Origin of the sequence: Caldicellulosiruptor bescii DSM 6725, from assembly GCF_000022325.1 — a bacterium.
Lineage (GTDB): Bacteria > Bacillota > Thermoanaerobacteria > Caldicellulosiruptorales > Caldicellulosiruptoraceae > Caldicellulosiruptor > Caldicellulosiruptor bescii.
In genome coordinates, this window is sequence record NC_012034.1 from 180,433 (window position 1) to 202,224 (window position 21,792).

18 protein-coding genes and 2 pseudogenes are annotated in these 21,792 nt (G+C 32.7%); 16 read left to right on the forward strand and 4 right to left on the reverse strand.

Annotation, left to right across the window (positions count from 1 at the left end; genetic code table 11):
* The first annotated feature begins 188 nt into the window (after positions 1-188).
* Both ATHE_RS00700 and ATHE_RS00705 read left to right on the forward strand, forming a co-directional pair.
* Entirely contained in the window at positions 189-2,267 is a 2,079-nt protein-coding gene (locus ATHE_RS00700; RefSeq protein ID WP_015906775.1) for an alpha-amylase family glycosyl hydrolase, read from the forward strand.
* Positions 2,268-2,306: 39 nt separating this feature from the next.
* A pseudogene (locus ATHE_RS00705) lies at positions 2,307-2,657 on the forward strand (polysaccharide deacetylase family protein); the annotation flags it as partial.
* 68 nt (positions 2,658-2,725) lie between these two features.
* Here ATHE_RS00705 and ATHE_RS14170 read toward each other — a convergent pair.
* Positions 2,726-2,872: pseudogene (locus ATHE_RS14170) on the reverse strand (flavodoxin family protein); the annotation flags it as partial.
* 191 nt (positions 2,873-3,063) lie between these two features.
* On the opposite strand from ATHE_RS14170, the gene ATHE_RS00710 reads away from it, so the two are divergent.
* The 14 genes from ATHE_RS00710 (at position 3,064) to ATHE_RS00775 (ending at position 19,488) form a co-directional block, all read left to right on the forward strand.
* Positions 3,064-3,816 (forward strand): DeoR/GlpR family DNA-binding transcription regulator, encoded by a 753-nt coding sequence (locus tag ATHE_RS00710; protein WP_015906776.1) that lies wholly within the window; start codon positions 3,064-3,066, stop codon positions 3,814-3,816.
* Positions 3,817-3,843: 27 nt separating this feature from the next.
* Entirely contained in the window at positions 3,844-4,791 is a 948-nt protein-coding gene (pfkB, locus tag ATHE_RS00715) for a 1-phosphofructokinase (RefSeq protein WP_015906777.1), read from the forward strand.
* Complete coding sequence (locus ATHE_RS00720; RefSeq protein ID WP_015906778.1) at positions 4,782-5,231, forward strand: PTS sugar transporter subunit IIA; 450 nt, start codon at positions 4,782-4,784, stop codon at positions 5,229-5,231. Before pfkB ends, ATHE_RS00720 begins: the two co-directional genes overlap by 10 nt.
* 21 nt (positions 5,232-5,252) lie before the next feature.
* Positions 5,253-6,617: a PTS fructose transporter subunit IIC gene (locus ATHE_RS00725; RefSeq protein WP_015906779.1), complete on the forward strand. Its 1,365-nt coding sequence runs from the start codon at positions 5,253-5,255 to the stop codon at positions 6,615-6,617.
* A gap of 79 nt (positions 6,618-6,696) precedes the next feature.
* Entirely contained in the window at positions 6,697-6,957 is a 261-nt protein-coding gene (locus ATHE_RS00730) for an HPr family phosphocarrier protein (RefSeq protein ID WP_013431304.1), read from the forward strand.
* Positions 6,950-8,629, forward strand: a complete 1,680-nt coding sequence (gene ptsP, locus ATHE_RS00735; protein WP_041726948.1) for a phosphoenolpyruvate--protein phosphotransferase — start codon at positions 6,950-6,952, stop codon at positions 8,627-8,629. The genes ATHE_RS00730 and ptsP overlap by 8 nt, the downstream gene beginning before the upstream one ends.
* A 221-nt stretch (positions 8,630-8,850) precedes the next feature.
* On the forward strand, positions 8,851-9,816 hold the full coding sequence (locus ATHE_RS00740) for an acetylxylan esterase (RefSeq protein ID WP_015906781.1): 966 nt from the start codon (positions 8,851-8,853) through the stop codon (positions 9,814-9,816).
* Between the two features lie 142 nt (positions 9,817-9,958).
* Positions 9,959-10,888, forward strand: a complete 930-nt coding sequence (locus ATHE_RS00745) for a hypothetical protein (RefSeq protein ID WP_015906782.1) — start codon at positions 9,959-9,961, stop codon at positions 10,886-10,888.
* A 166-nt stretch (positions 10,889-11,054) separates the two neighbouring features.
* Entirely contained in the window at positions 11,055-11,861 is an 807-nt protein-coding gene (locus ATHE_RS00750) for a glycosyltransferase (RefSeq protein WP_015906783.1), read from the forward strand.
* A gap of 20 nt (positions 11,862-11,881) precedes the next feature.
* Positions 11,882-12,997, forward strand: coding sequence for a hypothetical protein (locus tag ATHE_RS00755; protein WP_015906784.1), 1,116 nt, complete (start codon positions 11,882-11,884; stop codon positions 12,995-12,997).
* Between the two features lie 43 nt (positions 12,998-13,040).
* Positions 13,041-14,120, forward strand: coding sequence for a glycosyltransferase family 4 protein (locus ATHE_RS00760; RefSeq protein WP_015906785.1), 1,080 nt, complete (start codon positions 13,041-13,043; stop codon positions 14,118-14,120).
* A gap of 15 nt (positions 14,121-14,135) precedes the next feature.
* Positions 14,136-14,987: a glycosyltransferase family 2 protein gene (locus ATHE_RS00765; RefSeq protein WP_015906786.1), complete on the forward strand. Its 852-nt coding sequence runs from the start codon at positions 14,136-14,138 to the stop codon at positions 14,985-14,987.
* Positions 14,984-15,220 (forward strand): hypothetical protein, encoded by a 237-nt coding sequence (locus tag ATHE_RS00770; protein WP_015906787.1) that lies wholly within the window; start codon positions 14,984-14,986, stop codon positions 15,218-15,220. Before ATHE_RS00765 ends, ATHE_RS00770 begins: the two co-directional genes overlap by 4 nt.
* Positions 15,221-15,264: 44 nt before the next feature.
* The gene (locus ATHE_RS00775) at positions 15,265-19,488 is read left to right on the forward strand and encodes a C2 domain-containing protein (RefSeq protein ID WP_015906788.1); all 4,224 of its coding nucleotides are present in this window, start codon (positions 15,265-15,267) and stop codon (positions 19,486-19,488) included.
* A 12-nt stretch (positions 19,489-19,500) separates the two neighbouring features.
* On the opposite strand, the gene ATHE_RS00780 is transcribed toward ATHE_RS00775, so the two are convergent.
* The 3 genes from ATHE_RS00780 to ATHE_RS00790 form a co-directional block, all read right to left on the reverse strand.
* On the reverse strand, positions 19,501-19,833 hold the full coding sequence (locus ATHE_RS00780; RefSeq protein ID WP_041726951.1) for a DUF2752 domain-containing protein: 333 nt from the start codon (positions 19,831-19,833) through the stop codon (positions 19,501-19,503).
* A 2-nt stretch (positions 19,834-19,835) separates the two neighbouring features.
* Positions 19,836-20,240 (reverse strand): DUF4234 domain-containing protein, encoded by a 405-nt coding sequence (locus ATHE_RS00785; protein ID WP_015906789.1) that lies wholly within the window; start codon positions 20,238-20,240, stop codon positions 19,836-19,838.
* A gap of 184 nt (positions 20,241-20,424) precedes the next feature.
* A complete protein-coding gene (locus tag ATHE_RS00790) occupies positions 20,425-21,597 on the reverse strand; it encodes a hypothetical protein (RefSeq protein ID WP_015906790.1) in 1,173 nt (390 codons plus the stop codon).
* Positions 21,598-21,792: the final 195 nt, after the last annotated feature.

Consider the following 21,792-nt stretch of genomic DNA (forward strand, 5'->3'; position numbering starts at 1 on the left):
TGCATGAAAGTGCGGCTCTGGAAAGTAGGATTTTACAAGATGTGCCAGAGCCGCTTTGCTTTTCAGAAAAGACACTACAAAATTTGAGTTTTGTATGCTAAAATAATATAGATTGCAAACGTTTGCTCAAAATAAGCTATGGGTATAAATTAATTAGAACAAATTGAAAAAGGGGAGAAATAAGAAAGATGTCAGCTTTAAAAAAGCTTGTTGAGATTCTGAATAATAAAGCAAAAGAGTGGGATGGAAAAAACGATTTCAGAGTACCAAAACTTTGGGATAGTTTCGGCTATGATGGGTTTGAGAAAAAAGAAAACAATGATGGCACAATCTCAGTAAACCCTTATAAGTTTGTTGCACAGGCGATAGAAAAAGCAATTTTGCCTTGTATGAAAAATAATACTGATTATCTTCAACCACTTTCAGAAATACTTTCTAAAGATAATAGACCTTCAGAAAAAAGTTATAGCAGCTGGATTGAAAAGAGCAGTGTATATGGTATGCAAATTCGTACATTTTCAGCCTGGGATCATGATGGTTCAAAAGAACTTGAACTTGAAAATAGCTTCGGTCTAAAAGATACAGGTACATTTGTTAAAACAATTGCACTTTTACCATACATAAAAAGAATGGGCTTTGATGCTATTTATACACTTCCAATTACCAAAAACAGCACAAAGTATAAAAAAGGTGAGATGGGTTCACCTTATGCAGTCAAGAACTTTTTTGAACTTGACCCAGTGCTTTTTGACCCTATGGCTGATGAACTTTCAATAGATGAACAATTTAAAGCTTTGATTGAAGCGTGCCATATTCTTGACATAAGATTTATAATTGATATTATTCCACGCACATCTGCGAGAGATTCTGATTTCATACTGGAACATCCTGATTGGTTTTACTGGATTAAAGTAGAGGATTTGAAAGACTACGGTCCGCCAAAGCTGACTTTGATAAAAGAGTTTACAAAGGCAAATGAAGAAAACATTGAGCTTATATACAAAGACCCGGCTGTGCAAAAGCATATTAAAAAGTTTGTACCATCACCTGACAGGTTTGACCCTCAAAAGTGGCAGAGTATAAAAGAAAGGTGCGAAAAAGACAAAAACCTTGACTTTTTCGAGCTAATTGAAAAAGAGATTGGGATAACTACTGCACCAGCTTTTTCAGATTGTCTTAATGACCCGCAGCCACCTTGGACAGATGTGACATATTTGAGGCTTTATCTTGACCATCCTGTACAGTCTGCAAAGTATGTAGATGAAAGCCAGCCGCCGTATATTCTTTTTGATGTTATAAGAGGAAATATCTTCAAAGGTAAAAAGCCAAACAAAAAACTTTGGGAAAAAATCGCAAACATCATTGTATACTACCAGAAGAACTTTGGCATAGATGGTGCAAGGATTGACATGGGTCATGCTCTTCCAAAAGAACTGGAAGACATGATAATTTCAAATGCCAGAAAAGTAGACACCGAATTTTGCTTTATAGCAGAAGAGCTTTCGATGAATGCGCACAGAAAAGCAAAAGAGTCAGGGTATGACATGATAATAGGTGATCTTTGGGCAAGAGAACCACGATACTATCAAGGAACGCTGAAAAAGGTTTTGGATATACTTTTGCAGCTTGAAGTCCCTGTTTTTGCGGCATGTGAAATCCCAGACAGTCCGCGCGCAGCTTCAAGGCTTGGAAAAAGAGAATTTTCACGGTTTGCGACAGTGCTCAATTTCTTTTTACCAAACAGTGTGCCTTTTGTCACGTGCGGGCAGGAAGTTTATGAAGTTCAGCCAATGAACTTAGGTCTTGACCCGCAACCAGAAGGCAAATTTATGCTTTCTAAATCAGACCCTCTTTATGGGAAACTTGCGTTTTTTGACAAGTACGCTCTTCACTGGACAAACGAAGGTGCAGATGAAATGATAGCCTTAATTGAAGGAGTAGCTAAGATAAGAAAAGAATATTTGGACTTTATGAGCAAAGAAAACTTTTTCAAGATTCCTCACAACAGCAAATTTGTCTTGGCATTTGGATACAAACTTTTTTCTGAACATGGGAAGCAGTACCTGATTGTAGTTGCAAACGCTGATATTCTGCGAAAAAGAAAAGTCAGTTTGAATTTGATGAAAGCAGGTTTATTTGATGTGGGGAAAGGAAGACAAATTGAGTGTATCTACTCTCTAAAAGGAAATAAAAATCATATGTACGATTTTCCACACATTACAGTTGATATGGAAACTCTTGATATAAAAATTTTAAAGGTAAAATAAAAAATTGGCACTTTCCTTGCATGAGCAAAGGGGTAAAATAAATGGAAGGCAACCTGCCACCACAACTACAATCTTTTAAAACTTGCAGAGCAGTTTTTAAGCTTTTATAAGAAGCAATATCTGTATCTTTTTTATGTCTGGGGACACAGCTATGAGTTTGACAATGACAACAACTGGGATTTAATTGAAGAGTTTTGCAAAATGGTGGGTAACCAACCAGATATCTGGTATGCAACAAACATCGAGATTGTTGACTACATAAAAGCCTTGCAAAATCTCAAGTTTTCAGCAAACGGCGACTTTGTATACAACCCATCTTCAATTGACGTCTGGATTTCTGTAGATGATAAGATTGTTAAGGCTGAAGGTGGGAAGATAACAAAGCTTTGATAATAGATAACAAGAACATTAGAGGGGCTTGGAAGTAAGTAAGTTTTTCCCAAACCCCTCTTTTTTTATTACCTTATAAAATTGGTAACTACTTTTGGTTCTTTTGCAGGTTCCAAAACACTGCCTTTTCCATTTTCAACAAGCTTCAAAAGCCAAGCCATATTTTTGCCAAGCACTCTCATAATCTGAACGCCTTCTTCATCCTGCAAAACTTTATTTTTTCACTTTTCACAATATCATTTTATTATGTATGTGCAAATCAAACAAATTTAGACAAGAAGGCATATATTTTTTGTAAAAGGTGCTTGACAGGGTAGCTTTCATGTTCTATAATGAAATTAATCATAAATGAGCATAAATGATTAAATTCATTCATTAAAATGAGCATAAACGAAAGGTGAATAAAATGTTTGCAGAGGAAAGAAAAAGCAGAATTGCGCAGATGATAAAAAGTGGGCAAAGTGTCAAGGTTTCAGAGCTTGCAAAGCTGTTTGGTGTGTCAGAGTCTACCATAAGAAGAGATTTGGCGGAGCTTGAAGCTCTGGGGATAATAAAAAGAACCCATGGTGGGGCGGTCAACAATTTTATTACCTCTTTTGAGCCTTCTTTTGCAGAAAAAGAGGACAAGTTTGCAAAAGAAAAGGAGTATATAGGCAAGCTTGCAGCAAGCTTTATTCACGATGGTGATACCATCATCCTTGACTCTGGAACAACAACCCAGTATATTGCAAGAAACATTACTGCAAAAAATATAACCATAATAACCAACTCAGTAAATATAGCATACGAACTTTCTAACAATGATAATCTTGAAGTAATTGTGACAGGAGGAGTTATAAGGACAAAGACAAAAGCTCTTGTTGGAGATATAACACAAAGCGTTCTCAGGCAATTTAGGGTTGACAAAGCTTTTGTGGCAGCAAACGGAGTGTCGATAGAGTTTGGAGTGACAACGCCAAGCCATGTTGAGGCTGCTATAAAAAGAGCAATGATAGAAAATGCAAAAGAAGTTTTTTTGGTTGCAGACAGTTCAAAATTTGGCCAGGTTACTTTTTCACTCATATGTCCTGTGGAAAGGCTTGATTATATTATAACTGATAAGATGGATGACAGACAAAGAGCTGAGTATGAAAAACTTAGTGTGAAGGTCATCACGTAAAATTTTAAATTTCAAGGTGGGATCAAATTGATTTATACAGTTACACTAAATCCAGCAATAGACATGACAATATACATCGATAGTCTAAAAAAAGGACAGGTAAACAGAAGTTATTGTTGGTTAATGGATGCTGGTGGGAAAGGCATCAATGTCTCAAAGGTTATAAAAGCATTGGGTGGGCAGTCAATTGCTCTTGGTTTTTTAGGAAATGACAACAAGGATTGGTTTTTGAAATATTTAAAAGACTTGCAACTTGATTTTGACTTCATCCTTGTGGATGGTCTTACACGAACAAACATCAAAATTGTTGAGACGGCACAAAAAGTTTATACTGACCTCAATCAAAATGGTTTTGAAGTGAAGAAGAAAGACATAAACCTTTTGTTTGATAAGATAGATAGAATTGCAAAAACTGATGACATCTTTGTGCTCTCAGGAAGCCTTCCACCTGGTACAGATGAAGATGTGTATGTAGAGCTTATAAGAATGCTAAAACGAAAAGGTGCAAAGGTTATATATGATGCCGACGGAAAAGCGCTTGAGAGCGGTGTTTTAGAAAAGCCAGATGTTATAAAGCCTAATATCCATGAATTTAAATGTCTTTTTGATGTCGAGGAAAATGATTTAAATTCTATTGTAAGTTCAGCAAAAAAACTTATAGAAAATGGGATAAAAAAGGTTTTGATTTCGATGGGATCAAAGGGTGCAGTTTTTGTGACAGAAAACATGGATCTGTTTGCAAAGGCAGCTGAGGTTAAAGTAAAAAGCACAACAGGCGCAGGCGATTCAATGGTTGCAGCTATTTCTTACGGGCTTTCGCAAAATATGGATGATGTATCTATTTTCAAGCTTGCTTTAGCCTGTGCAGCGGCAAAAGTCTCAAAGGAAGGTGTAAAGGCGCCTGAGAAAAATGATATTGAGGAGTTTTTAGAAAAAATAAAATTAGAAAGGCTGGGGGAATTAAAATGGATATAAAAGCTTTGTTTTCACCATCAAGAATGAGTTTTGAACTGCAGGCAGAAACAAAGGAAGCAGTTGTTGATGAACTTATAGAGCTTCTTCATAAAGATGGAAAACTATCTGATAAAGAAAAGTTTAAAAAGGCAGTTATAAAACGTGAAGAAGAATTTTCAACAGGTATAGGTATGGGCATTGCAATTCCTCATGGAAAAGATAGTTCAGTTTTAGAGCCTTGTATTGCCTTCGGTGTTTCTAAAAAAGGAGTAGATTTTGATTCTATGGATGGAGAGCCTGTATATATATTCTTTCTAATTGCAGTTCCCGAAAATGCGGATGATACACATCTTCATGTATTGAGTTTTATATCACGAAAACTTATGCATGAAGATGTGAGAAAAAAATTATATAATGCTAAGTCTTTTGAAGATGTCATAACTGCTTTTGAAGAAAAATAAAAAATGAGGAGGAATGGGAAGATGAAAAAAATTGTGGCTGTCACATCTTGCCCCACTGGAATTGCCCACACGTACATGGCGGCAGAGGCACTTCAGATGGCGGCAAAAGAGCTTGGGGTTGAAATCAAGGTCGAAACAAGAGGATCTGTCGGTGCAGAAAATGAGATAACTCCAGAGGATTTGAAGCAAGCACATGCGGTAATTTTAGCTTGTGACACCAAGATTGATGAAGATAGGTTCCAAGGATTGCCAATTGTACGAGCAAGTGTGAAGGATGCTATCAAAGATCCCAAAGGGCTTATTACAAAGGCTATGAACATGGAGAAGAAGGACTATGTTGATAAGGTCTTTGAGGCCAAAAAAGAAGCAAAAGAAAAAGCAACTGGTGTTTACAAGCATTTGATGACAGGTGTTTCTTATATGATTCCATTTGTTGTCGCAGGTGGTATTTTAATTGCAATATCTTTTGCATTTGGAATTAAAGCTTTTGAGAAAAAAGGAACACTTGCAGCAGCGCTCATGGACATAGGCGGTGGCAGTGCATTTTATCTCATGGTTCCAATTCTGGCTGGCTTTATTGCATTTTCGATTGCAGACAGGCCTGGGCTTGTACCAGGAATGATAGGTGGGCTTTTGGCAAATAAGCTTGGAGCAGGTTTTTTGGGCGGCATTGTTGCAGGGTTTGCAGCCGGGTATTTAGTTGCATGGCTTAAGAAAACCATAAAGTTACCAAAGACAATGGAAGGTTTGATACCAGTATTGATACTTCCTGTTTTGTCAACATTGATTATTGGTTTGGGTATGATATATGTTGTAGGTGAACCTGTTGCAGCTTTAAATAAGGCAATGACTGAATGGCTCAAGAGCATGAGCAGTGGCAGCGCTGTGTTACTTGGAATAATTTTGGGTTTGATGATGGCGTTTGATATGGGTGGACCTGTCAACAAAGCTGCATATACATTTGCTGTATCAACTTTGGCGGCAGGTCAGCCATCAACAATAATGGCAGCTGTCATGGCAGCTGGCATGACACCACCACTTGGACTTGCGCTTGCCACCTTGATAGCAAAGGATAAATTTACAACAGAAGAAAGAGAAGCAGGAAAGGCGGCATTCTTCCTTGGGATTTCATTTATAACTGAAGGGGCTATTCCATTTGCTGCTGCAGATCCACTGAGGGTTATTCCATCTATTATGATTGGATCAGCAGTAACTTCGGCCCTGAGTATTTTGTTCAAATGTACTTTGGCAGTTCCACATGGCGGGATATTTGTACTGCCGATACCAAACGCTGTAGGAAATTTACTCTTGTATGCGGTGGCTATTGCAATAGGAACAGTTGTAACAGCACTTATAGTTTCGGTTTTAAAGCCAAAGAAGGTTTGATAAGAAGCTTTCGAGGCAGGTGAGTGCCTGCCTTTTCTTCTTTCAAATAAACTTATCATATGGCGAAGGAGGATTTTAAATGGTTGAAGCTAAAGTTGTTTTAAAAAATCCAACAGGTCTTCACGCAAGGCCTGCCAGCATATTTGTGACTGAAGCAGGGAAGTTTAAAAGTGATATTTTTATTATAAAAGACGGGAAGGAAGTAAATGCAAAAAGTATTTTAAACATCTTAGCAATGGGAGCTAAAAAAGGTGATGAGATTATTCTCAAAGTTGTAGGCGAAGATGAAGACCAAGCTTTAAAACGTTTAGTGGATTTGTTAGAGAATCTAAATGAGTAAGTTGATGGGGGTAAATAGTGTGGTGATAAAAGGCATTCCTGTCTCAGAAGGGATTGGTTTGGGGAGAGCAGTTGTAATCAAAGAAAGTGAATATACAATCAAAAAGACAAAAATAGAGGATACTGATGCTGAGCTTAGACGCTTTTTGGATAGCATAGAAAAAGCAAAAGAACAGATAAGGAAGATAAAAGCTGCAACTCAGGAAAGTTTGGGCAAAAAAAATGCAATGATTTTTGATGCCCATCTTTTAATCCTTGATGACCCAGAATTTGTAAATATGGTAAGAGGAAAGATAGAAGAAGGGATAAATGCTGAGTTTGCCATTGATGAGTCGGCAAGGTTTTTTGAAAATATGCTTTTGAGCTTAGAAGATGAATATATGAGAGAGAGAACAAATGATATAAAAGATGTAGCTTTGAGACTAATTAAAAATTTGAATGGAGAAGAACAAATAGACCTAAAAAATCTTCCTGAGGACAGTATTTTGATTGCGCATGACCTTACTCCTTCACAAACAGCTCAAATAAATAAACAAAATGTGCGGGGATTTGTCACAGAGAAAGGTGGCAAAACTTCTCATACAGCAATAATTGCAAGAACATACGAAATTCCTGCAGTTGTGGGTGTAGAAGGTATAGTCAATAGGATAAAAGATGGAGATTTTTTGATTGTGGATGGGTATGAGGGGTTTGTTTATGTAAATCCTGAAGAAGATTTAATAAAGGAATATGAAAAAAAACTTGACGAAGAAAATAAGAGAAAAGAAGAGTTAAAAAGCTTTTTGTATGTTGAGTCCAAAACACAAGATGGGAAAAGGATAAAACTGTTTGCAAATATTGCGCATATAGAAGAGATTGACGCTGCCCTGAAAAATGGAGCAGAAGGAATTGGGCTTTTCAGAACAGAGTTTTTGTTCATGGATAGAAGCCAGCCACCATCAGAAGATGAACAGTTTGAAGTTTATAAAACTGTACTTGAAAAGATGGAAGGCAAGCCGGTTATTATAAGAACTTTGGATGTTGGGGGAGACAAGAATATTTCGTATTTGAATATAGATAAAGAAGAAAATCCTTTTTTGGGGTACAGAGCTATCAGGCTCTGCTTAGGAAATAAAGAGCTTTTTAAAACTCAGCTGAGGGCGCTTTTAAGAGCATCTATTTATGGAAAACTCAAAATAATGTTTCCTATGATAACCTGTATTGATGAAGTGTATCAGGCAAAATGGATTATCCAGGAAGCCAAAGAAGAGCTCAAAAAAGAAAATATTCTTTTCTCACAAAACATCGAAATTGGTATAATGATAGAAACTCCTGCTGCAGCAGTTATCTCAGATATTTTGGATAAAGAAGTTGACTTTTTTAGCATAGGCACAAATGACCTTATTCAATATACACTTGCAATTGACAGGACAAATGATAAAGTGTCGTACCTGTACAATCCTTTGCATCCGGCTGTTTTGAGACTTATTAAGATGACAGTTGAAAATGCTCACAAAAGAGGCATAGAGGTTGGGGTGTGCGGAGAGATTGCATCAAACCAGGAATTTGTTCCTGTTTTGATAGGACTTGGTGTTGATGAGCTAAGCGTAAATCCTTCTAAGATATTAAATGTAAAGAAGAAAATTTTACAAACAAGGTTTGAGGAAGAAAACCTTCGTGTAAAAGAGCTCTGAAATTGGCAGTAAAATAAAAAATAGCAGGGCTGGATTTGAAATGCTAAAGTAAAAAAACAGTCCTGCTTTTTGTTTTGGGAATACAATTTAGCATAAGAAAATAAATGAGACAAATATTGAAAAAATGAGATATAATCCCTATCACATTTTTTTTACTTTGTAAGATAATATATTATGTATTTTCTTCGTATATACGAATATCCAAAAAGGAGTGAACTTGTATGGTTTTTGAAATGCCACTTGAAAAGTTAAAAACGTATATGGGGACAAATCCGTGTCCGCCAGATTTTGATGAGTACTGGCAAAGGGCGTTAAAAGAGATGGATGAGGTTGAACCCAATGTAGAGATTGTCAAAGAAGAGTCAGTAGAAGCTCCATATGCTGAGTGTTTTAATATGTATTTTACCGGAGTAAAAGGAGCAAGAATAAGAGTTCAGCTTATAAAACCTAAGAAAATTGAAAAGCAATGCCCTGCAATTTTGATGTTTCATGGATACAAATGGTACTCTGGCGACTGGAGTGACAAATTTGGACTTGTTGCTGCAGGTTTCATAGTTGCTGCAATGGATGTAAGAGGACAAAATGGTTATTCAGAAGATGTTGGTGGCGTGAAGGGCAACACGGTTCAAGGACATATAATAAGGGGTTTTGACGATGATAAAGACCAGCTTTTATACAGGCAGATTTTCTTAGATACAGCTGAGCTTGCAAAGATAATAGCTAACATGCCAGAAGTAGATGAAAAAAGAATTGCAGCATTAGGATATTCTCAAGGTGGCGGGCTTGCTCTTGCCTGTGCAGCTTTATCTCCTTATATTTCAAGGGTTGTCTCTGTTTATCCTTTTCTTTGTGACTACAAGAGAGTTTGGGAGATGGATTTAGCAAAAGAGGCTTATGAAGAAATAAGAACATATTTCAGATTTAGAGACCCTCTTCATGAAAGAGAAGATGAGATATTTACAAAGCTTGGCTACATAGATGTTCAGCACCTTGCAAAGTGGATAAGAGCAGAGGTTTTAATGGTTACAGGTCTTATGGACACAATCTGCCCACCATCTACTCAGTTTGCTGCCTACAATAAAATACAGTCCAAAAAACAAATGCTCATCTACCCTGACTTTGGACATGAACAGATTTTCTACTTAAATGACAAGATATTTATGTATCTTATGGAGATGATAAAATAAAAAACTGAAAAATAGGATTTTGTATTAGCAAGGCTAAAGCAATACCAAAAAATGCTTTAGCCTTTTTGTTTTAAATCTAATTAAAATGTGGTATTTTATAAATATATAAATTTATCTCACAGGGAAAAGGAGGAAGTCTGAGATGTTTAAAGATTTCTTAAAAGACTCATTTTTCTTCACAAAAAGATACTATGGATACATATTTGGTCTATTGGTTATATCATTTATTCTTGGTACTTTGGCAGTTGTGGTTTTACTAATACTTGGTATTTTATTGGCTATGTTAATGGGTGTGGATATGTCTACATTAGGTTTATTAAATGATAAAAATGTTTTTCCATTTTTAAGTAGCAAATTTATTTTCTATATGATTTTAATGATTCTACTTTTTATAATGTGGGTATTGTTAGTATTAGCTTTTATCCAATATCCACTTGTAAAGACCTTTATTGAAATAACACGAGAAAAGGATATATACAAAAAACCTTTTGAAATTTTCTTTGCCGGAATAAAAGAAAAGAATCTGATGATGGGCTTGAAAATAGTTGGACTGGGATTTTTATTAACACTTATAGTTGGGTCAATCCTTTTTATAGGTATTATAGGTATAGCTTTTAGTACCAATACTGTCGATAATTTAGCACGCTTTGCTTTGATTATAATTGGTATTGTTGGTATAGTATTAGGTGTTTACCTGTTATTAAGGTTAATGTTTGCTAATGCAGCGTTGGTGGATAAAGATATAGGAGTTATAGAAAGTATTAAAGAGAGTTTAAAGCTTACAAAGGGGAAAATGGGATTTGTAATAGCAGCTTTTGTTTATAGTATTTTGGTATCCATAGTTTTCCAAATACCAGTTTATATTGTTGATACATTATTTAAAACAGAAACATCTCAAGAGAGTATATTATTTATTATTTTAAGTTTGATAGGATTTGTTTTTTACCTTATAGCAGTGCCTTACTTTATTGTGTTACAGTATCTACCGTATAATACCTTGAAAAGCCATGTTGAAAATGCAAACCATATAGATAGCCAGTTTTACGGAACTTATAATAATATTATTGGGTAAAAAAGAAAAAATTTCAATGAGTTGCCACAATTATTTTGGTAACTCCTTAAATTTTTTTTATTGAGATAATAAATAATAATGTTATAATGAATCTGACAGAATTATAACAACCCACAAAATGGGTATTATTTAATTAGAAGAAGAAAATTAGTAAAGAGGGATAAACATGAGTGCAAAAGAATTTCCAAAAAACGAACTAATAAGCGTTATAATTCCCTGTTATAACGAGGCACAAAATATTGGACAAACACTCAAAGAAATTTATGATTATTTAGATGAGTTTGTACCTAACTATGAAGTAATTGTTGTAGTTGAAAAAAGCACAGACAATACTTTGGAAGTAATAAACTCAAGAAAAAATCAAAAAACTATCGTATTAGAGAATACAAAAAAATATGGCAAGGGATATAGTTTAAAAAGAGGTATATATTTTGCAAAAGGACAATACATACTTACCTGCGATGCGGACCTTCCTGTGGACATAAAAAAATATTTTCTTCCTATGTTAGAACTATTAAAGAGAGATGAAAAGGTTGCTGCAGTTTTTGCCACTGCCTTAGCTATAAAAACATGCAGGAAAGAAAGAGGCTTTGTAAGAAGTATTGTTTCACTGATATTTTTTGTTTTTAGACAGTTGTTATTACAGTTTCCTGTAAGTGATACACAATTAGGTTTTAAATTGTTTAGAGCAGATGTAGCAAAAAAGTTCTGTCAAAAAGTTAATGAGAATGGGTTTTTGTTTGACTTGATATTAACAGATTTGATGTTAAATGAAGGATATCAAATTGAAGAAGTAAATGTAAAAGTTGTAGAAAGGAAAATCAAGTCTTCTGTTTCTGTCGCTGAAATAATAAAAACTACTTATAAGTTTTGCAAATATATATTGTTTACGCGTTCAAAATTACTTAGAAAATGTACAGATAAAGTTATGATAAATGATAAAAGTAAAAGCATAAAAGCTACAAGTATTTGAACATTATAGGTGGGGATAAAGTGAACGAACGAAATAAAGAAATTGCATATATTATTCTTGACTTATTCGTTGCTGCCGTTCCATTTTTGTATATTACATACCTTTACAGATTAGGAGTTACAGAATTAGAAAGTTTAAAAGAAGTTGTATATGCTAATTCCCTTTTAAGTACACTTTTTTATATTTCTAACATAGTTATGTTTCTCAAAATAGAATATAATATTAGCTTCTACGCAACTGCAAAAGTAATAAGTGTAATTTCATTAATTTTAGGAATTATATTGCAAGTCTTATATCCATCTTATGGATGGGCAATAAGTATACTTTTATTAATGGACAGTTTTGTAGTTTTTCTCAGAGGAACTATGTTGAGAGAGAAAAATTACATGAAAGCGGCTTTAATTAATTTTCTGTTGCACACAAGTAGATTTGGGATATTAATACTGTTTCCTTTAGATGGTCTTTTGACAAGATGGATTGTATCTAATATCGGTGGATATTTGCTGGTATTGGCAATGTATTTATCTTTGATAAAGTGGATTTTTGAAAGAGAAGATAAAAATAGCATTATGAGTTTAAACATAGATGAAATTAGAAAAAGAGCTTATTATTTACTTTTTGTAATGATAATTTTTGTAATTCAAAATATTGATCTATTAGCACTAAAGGGAATGAATTTTTATAACTTGCTTGTTTTGTCAAGGCCGTGGGGCTTAGTTGCTTATGTTGTTACAGTATCAATTGGAAATTTAGTCTTGATTAATAAAAAAACATATCCCTATTGGATTTATTTAACTGTAGCATGGGCTGGAATTTTCATTGGATATATTTCTTTGGGTAAACACATAAATTACTATCTTTTCAAAATTCCATATTCGTTTGATTTAAGTATATTACCAATTTTATTTTACCTTTTAATGGCTACGATATTATTTACAAATTACTTAAATTATGCAAAAAAGAAGCAGTTAATAATTGAACCTTTGTGCTTATTCCTATTAATTGAAGTCTTAAAAAATAAAATCTCTCTAATGAGAGAATTGAAATTTGAGGTATTAATTTTAATTTTAACATTTTTGATAATTGTTCACTTGTTTTTAATTTTTTTATATTCAACTTATAACAAATGTATGTAGAAGAAAATCTAAAATAACAAGTTAAATATTGCGAGGGAAAGAAATGAAGACTATTTTAGTGTTAACGCAAAGGGATATATACCATAAAAAAGCTGGTGGTGCAGAAAGATATTTGTTTAATGTGCTAAAAGGGTTGAGTGATCATTACAAAATCACTTGTCTGTGTCAAAATGATGGTACTCAGAAAGATTATGAGATATATGATAATATAACGTTTATTCGAATTAAAACTAATTTAATTAGCCTAATTTTTAAAGCAATGTTCTATTATAAAAGAAATAAGGAAAACATTGACTTAATAATTGACCATACAAATACACATCAGTTTTTTACTTTTTTATACGTTCCGAAAAATAAGAGACTATTAATAGTTCACCAGCTTGCACTTGAGATTTGGGAATATTATTTTCCAAAGTACATTGGAAAAGCGCTAAAATTACTTGAAAAACTTCTTTGGCGTCTATCATCCGGAATGGCAGTAACAGTTAGCCGGTCAACTAAGGAGGATTTACAGAGGTTTGGTTTTAAAGAAGAATTTATATGGATTGTAAAAAATTCATTAAAGCATAAATATACTTCACTTCCACATATGGAGAAAGAAGATTTTCTTGTTAGTGTCGGGAGATTAGTTCCATATAAAAGATTTGAAGATGCAATTTATTTAGCAAAAAAAGTTAACAAAAAAATATTTATTATAGGAGAAGGTCAGGAAAATTATAAAAGAAAATTAAGAAATTATGCAAAAAAAATTAACGCAGATGTGATTTTTACTGGATATATTTCTGAAGAGAAAAAACAAGACATAGTAGAGAAAGCCTATATGCACATTTTTCCATCTATAAGAGAAGGTTGGGGACTTGTAATAAGCGAAGCAGCTAACTTAGGGACACCTTCCTTAGTATATCCTGTTCCTGGCTGCCTGGATGCAGTAAATTACGGAAAAGCTGGTTTTGTAACAAAGAGAATAGGCAAAGAACATTTGTTGGAAAGATTTCTAACTATTAATAGGGAAGAATATGAAAGGATGAGAATTTGTGCATTTGAATTTACTTCACAGCTAAACTATAATAAACAATGTGAAGAGTTTCAACAGGTTATACAAAGTATAATAGAAAATACATAGAGGGCTGGAGCAATTATGAAGCTGGGAATTTTGATAACAACATATAATGATGACTATATTATTTTAAGATGCTTAGATTCTATCTATAACCAACTTGATGAGATAGATTTTCCAATTTATGTTGTATGTGTTGATGATGGTTCAGATTTGCCTCTTACATATCCTCATTTTGATATTCTAAGAACTGAACATAGGGGAAGAAGCTATGCGAGAATTGAGGGACTGAAAAAAATTTTAGCTGAAAATTGCACACATTTCTTATTTTTAGATAGCGATATGGTCCTTCCACCAGGCTTTCTCAAAAAGTTGAAGACAGTAGTTGAAAATTACGATAGTGATGCTTTCATTATCCCTGAAGTGGCTTTTAGTAGTTATAACAATTTTTGGACAAAAGTTAAGGTCTTTGAAAGAAATTTATATAGAGTAAGTTATTGCAAAGAAAGTGGAAATATTGAAGCTGCCAGATTATGGAAAACAAATGCATTTCCGGGTTTTGTTGAAGGATTAGAAGCATTTGAAGAGATTCAGCCAACAATATTGGGTGTTAAAAAAGGTTTAAAGATTTTAAAAATCCAAGAGATTTTTATTCTTCATGATGAAAAGAAGGTAACTTTCAAAGACTTAATAAGAAAAAAGAATACTTACTTTTGTTGTATGATTGGTTCTGAAAAATGTTCAAAGTGGGAGATAATGAAAAGGTATTATTTCTTTCGTCCCCATCTTTACCATAAGGAAAATTTAAAGAAATACATAAGACATCCCATTTTAGCTATTGGAGTTGTGTTTATGTACCTTGTATTGACATTGAATTTTATATGGACGAGTATATCAATAAATTTAATTAGAAAAGGATTGATGGAAAAATGAGAAGAAGGGGGAGAAATGTTCTATATAAGGTAAGACGAAGGGAAAATTATGCAAAAATAGTTATAATAGCTGTATTAATAGGGTGCCTTATTTTATTAGGATGGCATACGGTTGTAAAGTCAAGTAATTGGTTTAAATCAATTATTATCGAGAACATGGACTACAACTATGGAAAAGATTCAAATAGTATCCAGCCTTATGCACCTAAAAAAACACATCCTCGAGGAGAATAAGCTAACATTTTTTAAAAGCAGAATGAACGAGGGATAAGGATAAAATGAAACAAGAAGAGATATTGCAAAGACAAAGGAAGATAGCAAAGACTATTTCGTTGATTGCTGTAGTAGTTATAATCCTCATAGATACAAAAAATATTTGGTTGAATAATGGCTTTATTATTTTCAGTGATCTTGACTTTAGTGGAATTAATGATAAAAGGTATATTGAGAGAATATGGGGTGTTTTTAATCCGCATTTTTCTTCAACCAATTTTTTTAATTTATCTCGTTTGTTTTTTATATTTCCTTTTTATGCCCTAAACTTTTTGGTCTCTTCTTTTTACAATCAAGCAATGCTTAAGTTGATAATTTTGTCTTGTTTACTAATATCAGGAATAGGTATGTTTTTATTATGTGAGTATCTATTGATAAAAACCTTCAGAGGTTTTCCTGATTATGTGCATTATTTTGGATTAATAATACCGGCTGTGTATTATGCATTAAATCCATGGGTTATATTCAGAATTCAGCATATATTTCTTTTGAGCGGGTACAGTGTATTTCCGCTTATAATAAAAGAATTTTTGAGGTTGTATGAAATAAAGATTTTTGACTTTCAAAAAGATATTGAAGAATATCAACAAAGAAGAAGAGTTCCGAAAGAGCATATTATTATAGATGAAAAAATAAATCTTAAGGACTTCTTCAAAATAGTTTTGTACTCCATGATTGGTTCTGCAGCTATTCACTATTTTTTCTTTTATGTCATTTTCCTTACCATATTATTTATAGGCATTATGCCAAGAATATGGAAATTAAATAGGTATTCTAAAGTTGTACTTTTGTTTTATCTAAAAAAGTACTTTTTAATGATTTTTTTGATGATAGTTGGAAATATGTATTGGTTTTTGACATATTCTATAGCACTATTATTTGTTAATATTGAACCTCAAAATGTAAATGTGGTTGATACAATTCAATTATTTTCACGAAATAGCTCTGTACAGAATGTACTCTATTTAATTTCCTATTGGCTTCCATTTTTTAACTTAGAAATGTTTTTAGACAAAATGTTTTGGGTTGCAGGAGGAGTCTTCCTGCTTATAATTGCATACATAATATTTTATCGCTTTGGGTGGCATTTTTATGTAAGACTTTTCACCCTAGTAACAAGTCTGGTAATCTTACTCTCTTTAGGAACAAACGTTGACCCCTTAGCTGATGTATATGTTAAAGTAGTAACAAACGTTCCGATAATAGGTCATCTCTTTAGAGACCCTAACAAAATTGTAGGTGTACTGGCTTGTTTTTTAGCTATAATCCTGGGTTTTGGAGTAGACAGAATAGTATTTTTCCTGTTAAATGCAGGCTTTGGCAGAAAATTTGCAGTAGCTTTTGTTTTAGTCATGTTGCTTTGTTTCTATTTCTATCAAAGACCAGTTAAAATTTTCTACATCGATAATTATTACAAAGGTGTGCCAATTCCAAAAGAATATAAAGAAATAAGTAAATATTATACAAAAGATGGTAAAATATTATGGATACCTACTATGGACAACATGGTACTTTCAAATGGCATTTCGGCTTATAGATGGAATATAAACAAGGAAATGCCTGGTTCAATGAAAGCGGCTGGGGATTTTCATGTATATGCATCTTCTAAAAATACAATATTTCAACATGAAAATAATGTAGGGACAGTTTCTTATTTTTATTCTTATTTACAGCATCTATTGGATAAAGGTGGAACTGACAAAATAGGCAGGTTATTAAAACTTACAGGTTTCAATCAAGTGGCTTATCACAGAGATGTCCAAAATCAAGAAGAGAGACAAAAGTTTAATCTTTTTGTTCTGGAAAGACAGAGAGGAATTGTTCTGAGAAAGAAATTAGGATTTATTCACCTTTACAATGTAAAGAAGAATTCTGATAACGCTAAGGTGGACATTTACAATACCAAGGGATTAAACCATTTTGTTCAGCTCTTTGACTTTGAAAATATACTGGGATCAAAAGGATATAATATAATCTGGTCTCAGGGTAAAAGGGAGAAATTTGATCTTAACAAGGTAAATTTAGTGGTAGGCGATAATAAATTTGATATTTTTCAACAAAATATACCTGAGAAATATATAATTTCATTATTTGACAAGATAAATACAGGAAATCCATATGTAGGTTGGGCTAAGTCAATGTGCAAGGAGTCAGATTGGTTTTGGATTCACAAAGTAAACGGTTTAAATCGTCTGCCATGGGATTATGATTATGGTAAAGGATTTATATTCACATATACACCCTATAAAGTGGAACTTCCTCCATATAAGTTAAATAAGAATGTTGGGGAGGTTATACTCAACTCCAATGATATTGTAAAAACAGATTTTTTTGAAATTGACAAAGAGGAGACAAATTTTAAACTTGAGATTACAAAAGATGTAATGGGCAATAGCATCTTAGCAGCGGAAGTTGCTCCCAAAAAATTTATTGGTAATGTTTTCTGGAAAATTGCAAGGTCAAAACTTATGTCGATAAAACCTGGGTTTGTAAATCTTCGGGCAGTGGTTTCCGGTGTAAATGCTGGAAAAGTTCATTTTAAACTCAAATTTTTCAATCAAAACATGAATGAATTGGGAGTGGTCTATGGTAATGTTCCGGGAGAAATAGCTGAATTTAATAAAGCACTTATAACTGCTAATGCTGTTGTACCGCCTGCAACAAAGTATATGAGGGTGGAACTTTGGCTACTTGAAGATCAAAAAACACCAGTATATTTTTGGATTCATGACATTGAGTTAAGATATTTTTCAAGCATTTCATCTAATGAACTGAGAATAAAAATTCCTTCATATATTAAAGGAGAATACCATCTTTACGTGAGAGCTCTGGTAAATGAGAATGGTGGGAAGGTCAAGATCAATGATACCAAAATAAACTTAAAAGGTGATGAGAACCAGTTTAAATGGTTGTATGTTGGTAAATATACCAGAGATACTATTGTTATAAAACCAGAAGAAGGGTTTGTACTATTGAACCTTCTTTGTGCTTTACCTGATTGGTTATATAAAAAAATTCAAAACGAAGATTTGAAGAGTAAACAAGCAATAGTATTGTTTAGCAATGAATTTGCATTAAAAGAAGGTTTTAAAGTTAAAAAAATGGATGATTACATTATTCATCCAAATTTTGTTGATAGTCTTTTAGACGTAATAAGTGATGGGATTTATACTAAAAAAATAGATATATTAAGAAGTGATCACTATAAACTATATTTTATAGGAAACGTTACAAGTCAAGTTACAATAACATTGAAGAATAAAGACGATAAAGTTGTAAGATTTGGATATTTGAAATTTTTTAAACTAATTAATAATAACTTTAATGGTATAAGATTTTATGTTTCTAACAAGCCTTACTCGTACTTTTTAAATATTGAAAAAGAAGAAAATCCAAAATGGCGTTCACAATTGTATTATATTGACCTTGGTTTTTTGAAAAAAGGGCAATATACTTTAGAGATAAAGTTTGAAAATGGAATAAAATCTTTAACAGAACCTAATGATATTCATGTTTTACGTCCAGAAGAGGTTAAAGTTAATTTAAAAGTTGACGACACTCTTTATATATTAATTTCAAACATTCTTCAAGAAAATGTGACGACTCAAAAGAAAGAAAATAAAATTTTTAGCAGCAAGTATTCAGACATATATTCTGATAAAGTAAAATACTGGCTCATCTATGGAACAAAACAGGTAGAGTCAAAAAAGAATGAGTTATATTACGTGAACTTTGATATTGAAACGAAAGGTTTGGCAGAGGTTAGTGCTAAGATTTTGTTTATGGATAAGAATAAAGTACTTTACAATAGCCAATATATTGACATATTTAACAATAAAGGACAAAGTATATTTTCAGCTAAAAAAAATGGCTTTATCCAAATAGTATTTTTTGTGCGTAGTAACGGTAAAGAAGATGGTGTGTTTGAATTAAAGCAAATTAGATTACTAGAGATAAGTAAAATGAACAAATTTTCATCAATAGTAATTTTACCAAGTAGTATACAAAAAGGTAGTAAATTGAATATACTGAATGAAACCTATAATCCTCTATGGGAAAACAATGGTGAAAAAGCGAAACAAGTAAACATTTTCTTAAATGGTTTTTACACTCAAAGCAACAAATATGTATTTGGTAAAAAAATATGGATAGCTTATATATTTGGTTTACTAATATCAATTTTATATATTACAGTAAATTTGTGGTTGCTATTAAGAAGAAAAAAATAAAGTAGTATTTTATTAAAATAGATAATGCAATAAACGTCCAATTAGAGAATTTTTTTCGAAATCCATAGGTGGAGTATGAGGGAAGATAAATATCATTCGAACTATCCAAACAAAAAGAAAAATTTTAACAATTAATTTAAGTGATTTATTTTTCCAGACATCAAAATCTTGCTTGGATTTTGTAATTTTAAAAAAGGCGTATATTAAAGGATACAAAATTACTATCACCCATAACGGATGGTAGTAAAATGCAGCTAAAAAATCTCCTTTTAACACAGCTAATAAAGCTCTTGTCATACCGCAGCTGGGGCAGGGGATTCCCCATGTATTTTTGAACAGACACATTTTTACTTATTGTTTTCAGAAGTATTAGTTGTTGAAATAACTGGACTATTTTTAGAACTTTCAAATTCCCAAACTTTGTTTAAACTTGATTGGAGAATCATAGAACTTATAATTCCAAGTCCAATGATGCTAAGAATAAGGTTTATAACAGCATTATCTTCTGTAGGCAAACCAGCTTTTTGTTGGCATTCAACAGCAATTTTGCTATATTTAAAAATCCAATAAAACCAATAAAGACCACATGTAATTATACATAGTAAAAGTTCAAGACCTGGGCTTGTAGTATTCTTTTCTAAGTACCGTTGGGTTTCTTTTGAGGTTACATAAATCCAGTATAAGTAATAGATACCCAAAGTGATTATTGAGAATATCAACACACCCACAACAGATCTTTTTTTACCTGGCATAAAACTCCCCCTTTTAATTGCAAATAATATTTATGTATATAAATTATAATATTTTTCTTTGTCGAAAATAAGAAAAATATGTCGAACTTTAAAATTTAATTGAAAGTAAAGCAAAATAAAATGAGGCTGCTTTTAAAAAATTTTAGCAGCCCATTAAATTTTCTGAAAACTTATAAAAACAATCCTACATCTTCATTTCTTCCATTGGCAAGCCCAGCTTTTTAAATATATTTTCTAAATTCTTCTGCATATTTTCAAAATCTTTATTAGTCAGCTTTGACATATCAGCACCTTTTGATATATCAATCTTGGGCACCTTTATATTTGCATTCAAAGAATTTATAACACCTTTCATGTCAAACATAATCTTAAAATCATTGGAGTCTTTTAAGTAAAAGTATAATCTTTCACCTTTTAAGTTATTCTTATCGTCTATCATCATTCTGTACTGAAGAGTAAAAGGTGGAATCTGTGGCTTTATTTCATCAATGGCATAAACAGCACTGTTAACAGCTTGAGTGTAGTTTTGGTTTACCTGATTTAAAATTTCACTTACATTTAAATCCTCAGCGTTTAGTCCTTCTCCTTCAGGTAACATCTGGGTCTGAAGAATTGCTTTTGAATCTTCAAGTATTAGTTTTAAAACTTGAAGTATAAACTCTTTTGTTTTAGTGTCATTGGCTGCTTTTGTTAAAATCACTTTTACAATTTCTAAGCTTGAGTTTTTGTTAAATTCAAAAATGACTTCGCTACAGCTCTGTTTTTTACCATCGCTAAAAACAACTTCCACTTTTTTATCAGAAGACTTAACAGCAGCTGCAAGTTGAGGCATCAAAACCGCAGCATAGCTTGCCACCAGTTCTTGAAGCTGTTTATTAGATCTTACATCAAACAATTTTGTATATTTTTCGACATCAATCTGAATAGGCATATTCTTATAAGTATCACTGAATTTTACATATAATGGTTTTGAGTAAATTTGTGGGAAGTTGTAAACAGCCAATTCTTTGTTGACGTAAACAGAACCACTAAGGACTTGTTTGTTGTTGTAATACAAACTCAGTAACATATTGGATTCATAGTTATAAACATCAGCTACAACTCTTGCTTTTATATACGTTTTCTTCAAGAATTCTTCCAGTTTCTTATCCTCTGCTGTTGCATTTTTGCCTGCAGAAAGTCTTAAGTCAATTCTTATCTCTTCATCAACCGTTTTTGCGTTTTGTGCCTGCAGGTAAGCAATTCCAGCTTTGAAAAGGAGCGCAGAATTTGTCTGAGAATATGCAATAGAAGAAATTACAAAACTAAAAGCAACTACAAATGTGATGAGCAGCTTTATTGACCTTTTTAGTTTCAAAAAAATTACCCCCTCGCGCATTTTTAGAAATTGAATATATGCTAAGTATATCCAAAAAATCTTCTACTGTCAATAATTATTTGAAATAACAGATTAATACGCCAAAGAAAATTACTAATCACTTGATTTTACACATTCTTTACAATTTAATCATACTTTCTTCACATTAAAGGGGTATTATAGATAATGTAATCA

Coding starts and splice junctions, on each gene's coding strand:
- ATHE_RS00780 (WP_041726951.1), bottom strand. CDS start 19,833: ATGTGTCTGTTCAAAAATACATGGGGAATCCCCTGCCCCAGCTGCGGT.
- ATHE_RS00720 (WP_015906778.1), top strand. CDS start 4,782: ATGGATATAAAAGCTTTGTTTTCACCATCAAGAATGAGTTTTGAACTG.
- ATHE_RS00700 (WP_015906775.1), top strand. CDS start 189: ATGTCAGCTTTAAAAAAGCTTGTTGAGATTCTGAATAATAAAGCAAAA.
- ptsP (WP_041726948.1), top strand. CDS start 6,950: ATGAGTAAGTTGATGGGGGTAAATAGTGTGGTGATAAAAGGCATTCCT.
- ATHE_RS00750 (WP_015906783.1), top strand. CDS start 11,055: ATGAGTGCAAAAGAATTTCCAAAAAACGAACTAATAAGCGTTATAATT.
- ATHE_RS00785 (WP_015906789.1), bottom strand. CDS start 20,240: ATGCCAGGTAAAAAAAGATCTGTTGTGGGTGTGTTGATATTCTCAATA.
- ATHE_RS00740 (WP_015906781.1), top strand. CDS start 8,851: ATGGTTTTTGAAATGCCACTTGAAAAGTTAAAAACGTATATGGGGACA.
- ATHE_RS00760 (WP_015906785.1), top strand. CDS start 13,041: ATGAAGACTATTTTAGTGTTAACGCAAAGGGATATATACCATAAAAAA.
- ATHE_RS00775 (WP_015906788.1), top strand. CDS start 15,265: ATGAAACAAGAAGAGATATTGCAAAGACAAAGGAAGATAGCAAAGACT.
- ATHE_RS00730 (WP_013431304.1), top strand. CDS start 6,697: ATGGTTGAAGCTAAAGTTGTTTTAAAAAATCCAACAGGTCTTCACGCA.
- ATHE_RS00710 (WP_015906776.1), top strand. CDS start 3,064: ATGTTTGCAGAGGAAAGAAAAAGCAGAATTGCGCAGATGATAAAAAGT.
- ATHE_RS00765 (WP_015906786.1), top strand. CDS start 14,136: ATGAAGCTGGGAATTTTGATAACAACATATAATGATGACTATATTATT.
- ATHE_RS00745 (WP_015906782.1), top strand. CDS start 9,959: ATGTTTAAAGATTTCTTAAAAGACTCATTTTTCTTCACAAAAAGATAC.
- ATHE_RS00725 (WP_015906779.1), top strand. CDS start 5,253: ATGAAAAAAATTGTGGCTGTCACATCTTGCCCCACTGGAATTGCCCAC.
- ATHE_RS00770 (WP_015906787.1), top strand. CDS start 14,984: ATGAGAAGAAGGGGGAGAAATGTTCTATATAAGGTAAGACGAAGGGAA.